Source organism: Lysobacter soli (assembly GCF_003382285.1).
Classification (GTDB): Bacteria; Pseudomonadota; Gammaproteobacteria; order Xanthomonadales; family Xanthomonadaceae; genus Lysobacter_J; species Lysobacter_J soli.
In genome coordinates this window covers 70,981-83,499 of record NZ_QTJR01000005.1, presented here as the reverse complement: position 1 = coordinate 83,499, position 12,519 = coordinate 70,981, and the positions used below count along the sequence as shown (strand labels likewise).

11 protein-coding genes are annotated in these 12,519 nt (G+C 67.8%); all 11 read right to left on the bottom strand.

Translation table 11 applies throughout. From position 1 onward, the window contains the following. Window positions 1–18 precede the first annotated feature (18 nt). A complete protein-coding gene (locus tag DX912_RS08990) occupies window positions 19–1,614 on the bottom strand; it encodes a proton-conducting transporter transmembrane domain-containing protein (protein ID WP_181902771.1) in 1,596 nt (531 codons plus the stop codon). Beyond that, complete coding sequence (locus DX912_RS08985) at window positions 1,611–3,113, bottom strand: complex I subunit 5 family protein (RefSeq protein ID WP_220340783.1); 1,503 nt, start codon at window positions 3,111–3,113, stop codon at window positions 1,611–1,613. Before DX912_RS08985 ends, DX912_RS08990 begins: the two co-directional genes overlap by 4 nt. Before the next feature lie 27 nt (window positions 3,114–3,140). Then, complete coding sequence (locus DX912_RS08980; protein WP_115842167.1) at window positions 3,141–3,482, bottom strand: NADH-quinone oxidoreductase subunit K; 342 nt, start codon at window positions 3,480–3,482, stop codon at window positions 3,141–3,143. Further along, a complete protein-coding gene (locus tag DX912_RS08975; RefSeq protein ID WP_115842166.1) occupies window positions 3,479–4,423 on the bottom strand; it encodes a hydrogenase subunit MbhD domain-containing protein in 945 nt (314 codons plus the stop codon). Before DX912_RS08975 ends, DX912_RS08980 begins: the two co-directional genes overlap by 4 nt. Further along, window positions 4,420–4,722 carry a cation:proton antiporter gene (locus DX912_RS08970; protein ID WP_220340782.1) on the bottom strand — a complete coding sequence of 101 codons (303 nt, stop codon included), beginning with the start codon at window positions 4,720–4,722 and terminating at the stop codon, window positions 4,420–4,422. The genes DX912_RS08975 and DX912_RS08970 overlap by 4 nt, the downstream gene beginning before the upstream one ends. Continuing rightward, window positions 4,719–4,979: a monovalent cation/H+ antiporter complex subunit F gene (locus DX912_RS08965; protein WP_115842165.1), complete on the bottom strand. Its 261-nt coding sequence runs from the start codon at window positions 4,977–4,979 to the stop codon at window positions 4,719–4,721. The genes DX912_RS08970 and DX912_RS08965 overlap by 4 nt, the downstream gene beginning before the upstream one ends. Then, the gene (locus tag DX912_RS08960) at window positions 4,972–5,496 is read right to left on the bottom strand and encodes a Na+/H+ antiporter subunit E (protein WP_220340781.1); all 525 of its coding nucleotides are present in this window, start codon (window positions 5,494–5,496) and stop codon (window positions 4,972–4,974) included. The genes DX912_RS08965 and DX912_RS08960 overlap by 8 nt, the downstream gene beginning before the upstream one ends. A 1-nt stretch (window position 5,497) precedes the next feature. Then, complete coding sequence (locus tag DX912_RS08955; RefSeq protein WP_115842163.1) at window positions 5,498–8,557, bottom strand: efflux RND transporter permease subunit; 3,060 nt, start codon at window positions 8,555–8,557, stop codon at window positions 5,498–5,500. After that, the gene (locus DX912_RS08950) at window positions 8,554–9,660 is read right to left on the bottom strand and encodes an efflux RND transporter periplasmic adaptor subunit (protein ID WP_115842162.1); all 1,107 of its coding nucleotides are present in this window, start codon (window positions 9,658–9,660) and stop codon (window positions 8,554–8,556) included. Before DX912_RS08950 ends, DX912_RS08955 begins: the two co-directional genes overlap by 4 nt. A 142-nt stretch (window positions 9,661–9,802) precedes the next feature. Beyond that, window positions 9,803–11,056, bottom strand: a complete 1,254-nt coding sequence (arcA, locus tag DX912_RS08945; RefSeq protein WP_115842161.1) for an arginine deiminase — start codon at window positions 11,054–11,056, stop codon at window positions 9,803–9,805. Between the two features lie 16 nt (window positions 11,057–11,072). After that, on the bottom strand, window positions 11,073–12,497 hold the full coding sequence (locus DX912_RS08940; protein ID WP_115842160.1) for a basic amino acid/polyamine antiporter: 1,425 nt from the start codon (window positions 12,495–12,497) through the stop codon (window positions 11,073–11,075). Window positions 12,498–12,519 lie beyond the last annotated feature (22 nt).

Here is a 12,519-nt window from a genome sequence, read left to right as displayed (position 1 = left end):
CGATGGCGCGGATCGCGTTCATGGCGCGCGCAGCGTCCAGTAGAAGGCCGCGGCGATCAGCAGCAGCGCCACGCTCGCCACGTGCCAGCGCCGCGCGACGACATCGCCTTGCTGGAAGGTCGTCGCGATCCGGCCGGCGACGCGCTCCAGACCGCGGAGCATCGCGCCCACGTCGCCTGCGGGAACCGCCGGCCACCTGATGCCAGTGCGCGTCATTGCCACCGCCAGCGCGCCACCGGCCAGCACCGGCCACAGCGACGACCACAACACCGGCGCCGCCAACAACGCCGACGCCGTGCCGATCGCCGTGGCGACGTAGATCCACCACGGCACGAACACGCAGGCGAACGCCATCGCGAACCACGTCCACGAGAACCGCGCGGAGAGATTCGCGTCGACGGCAAGCCTGCGCAGCAGATGGCACATCAACCACGCCGTTGCCACCGACGACGCGACCGCCAGCGTCGCGAACGCACCCTCGCCGAAGATGTCCTTCGCTGCGTACTTGGCGACGAAGCCGCCGGTGAGCGGCAGGCCGGCGAGGCCGAGCGCGATGACGCCCGCCGGCACGAGCACGGCACGTGCGCGCGTCGCCGGGACGGCATCGACGCAGAGGAACAGCGTGCCCTTCACCAGCAGGTGGTGCACGGCATAGAACGCGGCGATCAGCGGTGTGGCGGCGTTGCCCGTCGCCAGCCCCATGCCGACGATCGCCATGACGAACCCCATCTGGCTGACGCTGGAATACGCGAGCACGAGGTTCGCGTTCGACCGCGTGATGCCGATCGCGACGCCGTACAACGCGCCGAACATCCCGACGCATGCGAGCGGCAGGCCGAATTCCGGCAGTGCGGTGTCGAAGGGAAGCAGGCGCACCATCGCCAGCAGGCTGGCCTTCACCACGGCGCCGCTCAGCACGGCGGCGGCGGGCACCGGCGCGGCGCCGTACGCCAGCGGCATCCAGAAGTGGAACGGCACCAGGCCGGCCTTGATGCCCAGCCCGACGATGAGGAGCGTCAACGCCGCGCCGCGCGACTCCGATGACGCCAGCGTCGTTGCGACGTCGGCGATCAGCAGGCTCTCCGAGGGAGACGCCTGCACGGCGAGGATCAGGCCCGCAAGGAGGAACGCCTCGGCGAACAACGCAACGCCAAGGTAGATCGCACCGGCACGCAGCGCCTGCGCGCCCTGCCCTTGCAGCACCAGCCCGGCCGCGCCGACGCTGAGCACCGCCAGCAGGAAGTAGAAGCCGACCACGTCGGCCGCGACGAACACACCGACGCATCCGGTCAGCGTCATCAGCCAGGCGACCACGAACGCGCCAGCGTGGGGCCTGCCGAGCAGATAACGGCGCGCATGCACGCCGACGACGATCCACAACAAGGCCGCGGCGCCCAGCAGCATCGCGCCTGGCACATCCAGCGCGAACACCAGCGCGAAACGTGCCGAGCCGATGCGCAGCGGCACGTCATGCGAAGCGAGCAGCGCCGCCAGCAATGCAGGCAACGGTGCCAACGCCAGCAACGCCGGCATGCGCGAACGAAACCGCGAGGACACGCACGCAAGCAGCAGTACGAATGGCGTCGCGAGCGCGGCGGCGATCCATGCGTTCATGGCGCCACCCATCCGGCGTGTGGACGTCCCACGCGCATCAGGTCGGGCGGTAGCAACGCGGCTGCGCCCAGCAGGAACGAGCACAACGCCAGCGCAAGCACCACGCCCTGCTGATAGCCCGGCACCGCGCGTTTCGGCGTCCAGCCAACATCCGCCGGCGCCAGCGCGTGCATCACCACAATGAAGACGTAGATGCTGGTCAACAGCCCGCCGATGAGCATTGCGAGCGCCCACCACCACTGCGCGGTCGAGAACGCCGCCGACGTCAGCAGCCACTTCGCGAGGAATCCCCCGGACGGCGGCAGCCCGATGAGCGACGCGCCCGCGAGCGCGAAGGCGAGGATCGTCATCGGCAACGTGCTCGCGGCGCCGCGCAGTTCCGCGACGCGGTCATGCCCGAGCGTGGTGTAGATCAGCCCGGCCGCCATGAACATCGCCGCCTTCGCCGTGGCGTGCGAAGTCGCCTGCAGCATGCCGCCCGTCACGGCCGCGGTGTCGTCCATGTGCGCCGCGCGTGCACCGGCCGCCAGCGGAAACATCAGGAACAGGTAGCCGATCTGGGCCACCGTCGAATAGGCGATCAACAGCTTCAACCGCACCTGCTTCAACGCGACGAGGTTGCCGGTGACGATCGCGGCGACGCCGAGCCCGGCGAGCCACTGCGCAGCCGACCACGTGACGATGCCCGGAAATACATCGAGCCACAGTCGCACCACCAGGAACCACGAGCCCTTGATGACAAGCGCCGACAACACCGCGCTCGCCGCCGCAGGCGCGCCCGCATGCGCCGGCGGAAGCCAAAGGTGCAGCGGAAACAGCGCCGTCTTCGCCAGCAGCCCTGTTGTCATCAGCGCGGCGGCGCTCCACGTGAGCGGACTGGCGGCAACGCGTTCGCCCAGCATCGCGATGTCCAGCGTGCCGTACGCGCCGTAGAGCAGGAACACGCCCAGCAGGTACACCATCGAGCCGAGCAGCGCGAACACGAGGTAGCGCAGCGCGGCGCGGAGCGTCTCGCCACGTCCGTCGAGACAGACCAGCGGCACGCCGGCGAAGGTCAGCAGTTCCAGCGCGACGTACAGCGTGAACACGTCGCCGCTGACGAAGACGAGGTTCAACGCTCCCCACGCCGCCATCAGCAGCGACCAGAACGTCAGCGATGCACGCGTTTCACGCGTGCCGATCGGTGTGCCAAAGTCGCCACGCGCATAGACCGCGACGCCGGCGATCACGACACCGACGGCGAGCATCATCACCACCGACAGCCCGTCCGCCCGCAGCGCGACGCCGAGCGGCGGCGCCCAGCCGCCCAGCAGGTAGACCACGGGTTCGGCGGATGCGAGCAGCGCACGCGCGATCTCGAACGCGATCACGAGCCCCGCGCCGACGGCGGTGAGCGCGACGCGTTCGGCATTGCGTCCGCCCAATACCAGCCCCGCCATGACCGCGACGAACGGCGCCAAGACGGCGAGCACGAGCAACAGTCCGCCCGAGGTCGTCACCGCCGCCCTCCTCCGCGCGCGTGGATGTCACGCGCCGCGGCCATGGCGATCCGTCCGCGGGGCATCGTCGTTTTCATCGAGCGTCGTGCGTCCTTCGACTTCGAACAGGCGCATCAGCAGCGCGACCGCGAGCGCCGATGCCGCAAACGCCACCACTATCGCGGTGATCAGCAACGCCTGCGGCACCGGATCGCCGCCCATGCCCGGCATCGCGCCACGGCGCGCCACGACCGCGCAGACCAGGAACACGCCGGTGCCGATGATGTTGAACGCGAGGATCTTGTGCAGCGGCTGCGGGTTCACGATCAGGCCGTACAGCCCGATGCCGATGAGCCCCGCGGCACAGTAGCCGAGCCACATCTCGTTCATCGGACGGCCCCCGCATCTCGCGGCGCACCGGCCAGCAGCAGCGCAAGCGTGACCGCGAGCGACGGCATCAGCGCGATCTCGATGACGACGATGAGCGGTTTCGCGAAGCCGTCGGGATACGCCAGGAATGCACCCGCCATCCACGCGCCATACAGCCCGATGGCGACGAACACCAGCGGCCCGGCGACCAGCCACGCGCGCAGCGCCATGCTGCTGACCGGGGGTGCGCGCGTGAGGCCTGCCATCATGACCAGCAGCCACATCGACGCCAGGATGGTCGCGCCCTGGAACTTGCCGCCCGGTGCGTCCGCACCGACCCAGAGGATGTACACGGCGATCACGATGCCGATGGGCGGCAGCACGCGCGCGACATAGGCCAGCACGCCCTGCGGATCGGCATCGTGCGAGACGTCCGGCGGCTGCCCCCACGCCGCATCCGGCGTGAGCGACCACACCGCGATCAATGCGAACAGCAGCACGATCGCCTCCAGCAGCGTGTCCATCGCGCGGAACGCCAGCAGCACGGCGGTGATCGGATTTCCGACGCCGATCGCAGGCAGATGCTCGGCGACGAGCGGCGCCAGCGTGGGCGACGGTTCGGGCAACAAGCGCAGGCAGACGATCAGGACCGCCGTCACCCCGATCGATGCGGCGATCGCCAGCACGCGCACCGCGAGTCCGCGCCGCATCCGCACCTCGGCATAGCCGCCGCCACGGAGGCGCGATGCTGCGCCGATCAGCAGCGCGCCCGTCAATCCCGCACCGATGGCCGCTTCCGTCATCGCCACATCGACCGCCGACAATCCCACCCACGCCAGCGTCAGCAGCAGGCCGTACGCGATGAAGCCGGCCACCGCCGCGAACGTCTCACGCGCAAGCACGATCCACAGCGCGAGACCAAGGATCAGCGCGATCAACGCCAGCGTCGGCGCGCCGTTCATGGCCGCTTCGCCTCGTGCACGGTGCGCGCGATGAGCTGCGAGACCGCCGCCGACGCCCACATCAGCAGGCCCCAGATCAGGACGAGCTTGACACCCATGACGACGCTGTCCGCCTGCGCCACCAGGCCGAGCACCACCAGCCCAAGGCCGAGGTTGTCCGCCTTGGTCAGCGCATGCAGTCGCGTGAGCGAATCCGGGAATCGCAGCAGGCCCACGGTCCCGGCGAGGAAGAACAGCGCACCCGCGCTCACCGCGACGACGGTCCACGCATCGAGCACGCGTTCGAGCAGCGCGCTCACGGCCGCCTCGCCGGGCGCGCGCCCTTGACGAACATGATTGATGCGAATGCCGCCAGCAGCGCGAGGATCAGTGCCACGTCGGTGACCGCGGCCGCCCCGTTCGACGCACTGAGCAGCAACGCGGCGATGCCGCCGCTGCCGAGCAACTGCGCCGCCATCATGCGTTCCGCATCGCCGGGCCCGCGCAGGATGCGGATCAAGCCGGCGGCGACGACCAGCAGCACGAATGCCGCCGCAGCGAAGAGGAAATCAGCCATCGCGATCCTCCTGCGCGGGCGTATCGCCCGGGATCAGGGCGCGGGCAAACAGATGCTCTTCGCGCTTCAGTTGTTCGACGTTCGGAAGCCGGACGTCGAGGCAGTGATAGACCAGTCCGTCGCGCGTCTCGCCACAGGGCACCGAGCCGGGCAACAGGCTGGTGATCGCGGCGAAGGTGTTGCGTGTCAGGCCGCGCGGAAAGTCGAGCTTGCACTCGACGAAACCCGGGGCCATCGGCATGCGCGGAGAGAACGCCCGACGCGCCACGTCCAGACCCGCGAGCACCGACTGCCACAGGAAGTGCGGCGCCAGCGACAGCAGCGCAACGAACCGCAGGTGCCCGGCCTGCGGCGCCAGCAGCCGCAGGCTCGCCATCGTCGCAAGCGTGGTAGCGATCGCGCCGAACAGGAGATCGACCGGCTTCGCGCTCGGCATCAGCACGATCCACAGCGCGAAGAAGCAGATCGCACGCGACATCGCGGCGGCATGCCATCGGCGGCGGGCGCGGACCGGCACGCTACACCTCCTCCGGCGCGCGTGGCGGCGCGTCTTCCTTTCCGAACACCGTCACGTAGAGCACGGGCAGGAAGATCAGCGTCAGCACCGTCGCCACCAGCAGGCCGCCCATGATCGCGAACGCCATCGGGCCCCAGAAGACGGTAGGTGCGATGGGTATCAGGCCCAGCACGGTGGAGATCGCGGTGAGCATCAGCGGCCGCATGCGCGAGGTCGCCGCGCTCGACACCGCCTCCGTCACGCCCATGCCGGAAGCGCGATCCGTCTCGATCTGCACGATCAGGATCACCGCGTTCTTGGCGATCATGCCGATGAGCGCGAGGATGCCGAGGATCGCCACGAATCCCAGCGGCCGATTGAACAGCAGCAGCGCACCGACGACGCCGATCAGGCCCAGTGGCAGCACGCACACCACCATCGCCAGTCGCCGGAAGCTGACCAGCAGCACCATCATGCTGACCAGCATCAGCAGGATCATCACCGGCACCACGGCGTACACCGACTGGCTGGACGCATTGCTTTCCTCGTACAGACCGCCGGTTTCCACGCGGTAGTGCTTGGGCAGGAGCTTGTCGAATGCCTCGATCTTCGGCGCGAGCGACTCGACGACGTCGTCGGGCAGCACGTCGCGGTTGACGTCGGCGCGCACCGTCAGCGTCGGCACGCGGTCGCGGCGCCAGACCAGCGGGAATTCCTGTTCTTCATTGAACGTCGCGAACTGCGCGAGCGGCACCATGCGACCCGTCTTCGTGGGCACCTGCAGCGCCGACAGCGTCTGGAACGAAGCACGCTGGTCGTCGGCGGCGCGTGCGACGACGCTCACCAGGTAGATGTCGTCGCGCACCTGCGTGATCGGCGTGCCGGTGATCGCCGCATTGAGCACGCCCGCGAGCGCGGACGAACTCACGCCGAGCTGGCGCGCCTCGTCCTGGTCCACGTGGATGCGCACCTGCCGCGCGGGCTCCATCCAGTCGTAGTTGACGTGGCGCACGCGCGGGTCCGAACCCACGACGCCGGCAAGTTCGAGCGAGATCTGCCGCAGCTGGTCGACGTCGGGCCCGCTCACGCGGTACTGCAGCGGCCATCCTACGGGCGGGCCGAGTTCGAGCGGCGAAACGCGGGCGATGACGTCGGGAAACTGTTCGGCCAGTTCCTTCTCCAGCATCTGGTGCAGGCGCTCGCGTGCCTCCAGGTCCTTCGCCACGATCACGAACTGCGCGAAGAACGGATTGGCCAGCTGCACGTTGAGCGTGAGAATGAAGCGGATCGCGCCGCGGCCAACGTAGGTGCTGTAGTGGTCCACGTCGGGATTGCCGTTGAGCAGCGCTTCGAGCCGTTTGGCTTGCGTTTCTGTCGCGAAGATCGACGCGTTCTGCCGCAGCGTCATGTCGACGGTGAGCTCGGGCCGGTCGGACGCCGGGAAGAACTGCTGCGGCACGAAGCGCAGCAGGAACAACGCCAGCACGAACGCCGCCACGGTGATGCCGATGGTCAGCCATCGCGCCGCGATCGCGCCGCGCAGCAGCTTGCCGTAGGTGTCCATGATGCGGCTGGGTTCCGCATCGGCGCGCTTCTCGGGCACTTTCAGGATGGCCTTGCCCAGCAGCGGCGCGAAGATCACCGCGCCCAGCCACGAGACGATCAGCGAGATCGCCACCACCGCGAAGATCGAGAACGTGTACTCGCCCGCCGAACTGCGCGCGAATCCGATCGGCACGAAACTCGATATCGTCACCAGCGTGCCGATCAGCATCGGCGCGGCGAGCGTGCGGTACGCGTAGGTCGCCGCTTCGTCCTTGCTGTCGCCCATGCCAAGGCGATTCATCATCGCGTCCACGGTGGTCATCGCGTCGTCCACCAGCAATGTCAGCGCGATGATCAATGCACCGAGCGATATGCGGTGAAGGTCGATGTTCGCCATGTACATCACGGTGAACACGATCGCCAGCGTGAGCGGGATCGACAGCGCCACCACAGTGCCCGGCCGCACGCCCAGGCTCACGAAGCTGCACACCAGGATGATGATGATTGCCTGCCACAACGAGGCCATGAAATCGTCGATCGACACTTCCACCGTCACGGCCTGGTCGGCGACCAGCACCGGCTCGATGCCGATGGGAAGGTCGGCGCGGATGTCGGCCATCTCGCGCCGGATGTTCTCGCCCAGCGCCAGGATGTCGCCGCCCACGCGCATCGCGATCGCGAGTCCTATCGCGGGCTTTCCGTTGACGCGGAACATCGGCTGCGGCGGATCAACCGTGCTGCGGTGCACGCGCGCGATGTCGCCAAGTCGGACGATGCGGTCGCCGACAGCGAGGTTGAACGACTCGATGTCGGCCTCGTTGTCGAACGCGCCGCTGACGCGCAGGAACAGCCGCTCCTGCGGCGTCTGGATCACGCCCGCGGGGCGCACGATGTTCTGCGTCTGCAGGGCCGCGATGATCGTGCGGAAATCCAGCCGCATGCCGGCCATGCGCTCGGTGGAGAACTCGATGTAGATCTGCTCGTCCTGCGCGCCGAGCACCTCGATCTTCGACACGTCCGGCAGGTTGAGCAGCCGCGCGCGGATCGCTTCGACCTCGTCTCGCAACTGCCGGAACGTGAATCCGTCGGAGGTGAACGCGTAGATCGTGCCGAAGGTGTCGCCGAAATCGTCGTTGAAGAACGGGCCGACCACGCCTGCCGGCAGCGTGCCGCGGATGTCGCCGATGCTCTTGCGCACCTGGTACCAGACGTCGGGCACTTCCTCGGGCGTCGTCGACTGCTCCAGTTCGACGAAGATCGTCGTCTGCCCCGCCGTGGTGTAGCTGCGCACGCTGTCGATGTGGCGCGTTTCCTGGAGCTTGCGTTCCAGCCGCTCGGTGACCTGCGGCAGCATCTCCTCCACGGTCGCGCCCGGCCACCCCGCGCCGACCACCATCGTGCGGACCGTGAACGCGGGATCCTCGTCGCGCCCCAGCCGCATGAACGACATCACGCCCGCCACCAGCGCGATGATCATCAGGAACACGACCAGCGAGCGCTTGCCGAGCGCCCATTCCGACAGGTTCGGACCGATCACGGCTGCGCCCCGCCGGGCGCCGCCTCACCGGGCTTTGCGAACGTCGGCTTCGCCTGTTCGAAGCGCACCTTCTGGCCGGGATGCAGCGCGTGCACGCCGGCGGTCACCACGATGTCGCCCTGCTCCAGCCCCGAGGCCACCATCACGCTGGACGGGCTCGACGACTGCACCGCGATCTGGCGCATCGACACCGTGTGTGCCTTCGGATCCACCACCCACACCGCCGTGCGGCCACCCGAACGCATCACCGCGGCCGCCGGCACTTCGATGCCGAGCACGGCGTCGAGCTTGATGCGGCCGGTGACGGTGCTGCCCATTCGCATCGCGGCCGGCGGGTCGATCAATCCGACCTTCACGCGGAACGTGTTCGTGACGGGGTCGGCGCGCGGCGCGACCTCGCGCACGCGCCCGCGCGCGGTGATGCGCGGGTCGGCGGTCAGCATGACGAGCACGTCGGTGTCGGCCGGCGTGCTCTCCTTTACCGCGGCGGGGACGTCGAACGCCGCGTCGCGCCCGCCTTCGCGCGCCACCTGCACGATCATCTGGCCTGCGGCCACGACCTCGCCGGGTTCCGCGCCCTGCGCCGTCACCACGCCGGCCACATCGGAACTCAGGCGTGTGTAGCTCAGCCGATTGTTCGCGAGGTTGACCTGCGCCTGCGCCGATTCGGCCTGCGCCTGCGCGGCCTTGCGGCTGGACTGCGCCTGGTCAAACAAGGCGCGCGACACCGCATCCTGCGCGACCAAGCCGCGCATCCGGATGAAGTTGTTCTCCGCTTCCACCATCTGCGCCTGCGCGCCGGACTGCTGCGCGCGTGCCGACTGCAGCGCGCTTTCCTCATCCTGCGTGTCCAGGCGCGCGACGAGCTGCCCGCGCCGCACGTGATCGCCCACGCTAACCAGGCGATCGGTCATGCGCCCGGAAATGCGGAACGACAGGTTGATCTCGCTCTGCGGCTGCACGCTGCCGATGAGGGTGACGGTGTCGCCGCTGAGCCGCTTGTCGGTGATCATGACGCGGACCGGGCGGACTTCCTGCGCCTCCTCGTCGTCGCCACGTCCGCACGCCGCCAGCGCGAGCACGGCCAGTGCTGCGGCCAGCATGCAACCGTTGCGGGAACGCCGGAAGGCTCGGATGGAAGGCACGGCGTCGACTCCCTCTCGATGGACCGGCGCACGTCGGTTCCGCCGCTCGCGAACGCGGGCCCGGTCGCCTTCTGACGGCGATTGGCGCCAGCAGGGCGGCCTAGAACTCCACCGGATCGCGGATGATCGGACAGGTCATGCAGTGGCCGCCGCCACGGCCGCGTCCGAGTTCGGCACCGACGATCGTGATGACCTCGACGCCTTCCTTGCGCAGCAGCGTGTTCGTGTAGGTGTTGCGGTCGTAGGCGTAGACCACGCCGGGCGCGGCGCAGACCAGGTTCGCGCCGCTGTCCCACTGCGTACGCTCCTGCTGGTACGCGGTGCCGCCCGTCTCGACGACGCGCAGCTTCTTCAGTCCCAGCGCGTCGCCGACGACATCGACGAAGGGCTTTTCCTCGCGATGGAGTTCGACGCCGCTTTCATGGCTGCTGGGCCGATACGAATACGTACGCACCTGGTTGATGAACTCCGGCGCGAGCAGGCACAGGTCGCGATCGGCGAAGGTGAACACGGTGTCCAGGTGCATGGCCGTGCGCATCTTGGGAATCACGGCGACGATCACGCGTTCGGCGGCCTTCTTCTCGAACAGCGCCGCCGCAAGCTGGCTGATCGCCTGTCGTGACGTGCGTTCGCTCATGCCGATAAGCACGTTGCCCTTGCCGATGGGCATGACGTCGCCGCCTTCCAGCGTCGCCAGGCCGTGATCCTTCGTGGGATCGCCCCACCACACGTTCACCTTGCCGGCGAAATCCGGATGAAACTTGTAGATCGACGTGGTGAGGATGGTTTCCTCGTGGCGCGCCGGCCAGTACAGCGGATTGAGCGTCACGCCGCCGTAGATCCAGCACGTCGTGTCGCGCGTGTACAAGGTGTTGGGCAGCGGCTGCAGCAGGTATTCGGTCTCGCCCGCCGCTTCGCGGATGACTTTCAGCGCATCGCCACCGATGGACTCGGGAAATTCCTCGGTCGACAGCCCGCCGATCAGCGTTTCGGCGAGGTCGCGCGGCGTGAGGCCTTCGAGGTAGCTGCGGATCTCGCTGATCAACCCAAGGCCGACCTGGTCGGGCACCACCTGGTTGTCGATGATCCACTTCTTCGCTTCGGGAATGGCGACGGTTTCGGCGAGCAGGTTGTGCATTTCGACCACGTCGATCCCGCGGTCGCGCATCTTGTTGACGAAGTCGAAGTGGTCGCGCTTGGCGTTGTCCACCCACAGCACGTCGTCGAACAGCAGCCGGTCGCAGTTGGTAGGCGTGAGCCGCTGGTGCGCGCGGCCTGGCGCGCACACCATCACTTTGCGCAGCGTGCCCACCTCGGAATGGACGCCAAACTTGCCGTCGGATGCCGTCGCCATGTCGTGCTCCCGCTCGCTAGATGGTGATGTAGCCGGTAACCAGCCACCAGATGCCCACCACGGCGCCGATCGCCGCGAGGACGAAGATGATCCAGTCCGAAGTACGCGAGAACACCGGAAGGCCCTGTTCGCGGCGTGCCCACACATACAGCGCCGTACCCGGCGCATAGAGCACCGCCGACAGCACGATGAACTTCATGCCCCCGGCGTACAGCAGGAATATCGTGTAGACAGTCGCGAGCGCCGCGATTATGACGTCGCGCCTGTGGTCCTTCGGATCGCGTTCGTAGGTTTCGCCTCGACGCGTGAGCATCAGCCCGTAGCCCGCCACCAGCAGGAACGGGATCAGCGCCATCGCGCTGGTCAGGTTCAGCATCAGGCTGAAGGCATCGCGCGACCAGTACGTGGTGATGACGATGACCTGGATGACGATGCTTGTCGCCCACAACGCGACGTCCGGCACCTTGTTGGCGTTCTCGCGCGCGAAGATCTTCGGCATGTCGCGCGTCTTTGCAGCGGTGAACATCACCTCGGCGCAGATTAGCGACCACGCCAGGTACGCGCCCAGCACCGACACCAGCAGGCCGACGCTGACGAAGATCGCGCCCCACTGGCCGACCACCGCTTCCAGCACCGTCGCCATCGACGGCTGACGCATGCCCGCCACTTCGGCGCGTTCGATCACCGCGTACGGCAGCAGCGTCACCAGCACCATGAGCGTGGTGACGGAAATGAAACCGGTGATGGTCGCGGCGCCGACGTCCTCGCGCTTCTTGGCGTAACGCGAATAGACGCTCGCGCCCTCGATGCCGAGGAACACGAACACCGTCACCAGCATCGTCGCGCGCACCTGTTCGAAGATGCCGCCTTCCAGCCCGCCTCCGTAGAAGTTGAACTGGAACAGGTCCATCTTGAACGCGAACGCGAGGATGACGATGAAGACCAGGATCGGGATGATCTTGGCGATCGTCACGACCTGATTGATGAAGGCGGCCTGCTGCACGCCGCGCAGGATCATGAAGTGGAACAGCCAGATGCCGACGGAAGCCACCACGATCGCCACGACCGTGTTGCCGTCGCCGAACACCGGGAAGAATGCGCCGAGCGTCGACTTGATCAGCACCCAGTACGACACGTTGCCGATGCAGCTACCGATCCAGTAGCCGAATGCGGAGAGGAAACCCGGATAGTCGCCGAAGCCTTCCTTCGCATAGGCGAACACGCCGGCATCGAGATTCGGCTTGCGTTCGGCGAGGAACTGGAACACGCGCGCCAGCATGTACATGCCGGTGCCGGCGATGAGCCAGGCGATGATCGCGCCGAGTGGTCCAGTGGCGCCGGCAAAGGTTCGCGGCAGCGAGAAGATGCCTGCGCCTACCATTCCGCCGACCACCATCGCGGTCAGCTGCATGCGGGACATCTTCGGGTCGGACGTCGACATGTCAGTGCCAGTCCTTTGCGCG

What these genes read in the sequence shown, in the direction of transcription:
- DX912_RS08990 (WP_181902771.1), bottom strand. Translation starts at nt 1,614, where the DNA reads ATGAACGCATGGATCGCCGCCGCGCTCGCGACGCCATTCGTACTGCTG.
- DX912_RS08980 (WP_115842167.1), bottom strand. Translation starts at nt 3,482, where the DNA reads ATGAACGAGATGTGGCTCGGCTACTGTGCCGCGGGGCTCATCGGCATC.
- DX912_RS08975 (WP_115842166.1), bottom strand. Translation starts at nt 4,423, where the DNA reads ATGAACGGCGCGCCGACGCTGGCGTTGATCGCGCTGATCCTTGGTCTC.
- DX912_RS08965 (WP_115842165.1), bottom strand. Translation starts at nt 4,979, where the DNA reads ATGGCTGATTTCCTCTTCGCTGCGGCGGCATTCGTGCTGCTGGTCGTC.
- DX912_RS08950 (WP_115842162.1), bottom strand. Translation starts at nt 9,660, where the DNA reads ATGCTGGCCGCAGCACTGGCCGTGCTCGCGCTGGCGGCGTGCGGACGT.
- arcA (WP_115842161.1), bottom strand. Translation starts at nt 11,056, where the DNA reads ATGGCGACGGCATCCGACGGCAAGTTTGGCGTCCATTCCGAGGTGGGC.
- DX912_RS08940 (WP_115842160.1), bottom strand. Translation starts at nt 12,497, where the DNA reads ATGTCGACGTCCGACCCGAAGATGTCCCGCATGCAGCTGACCGCGATG.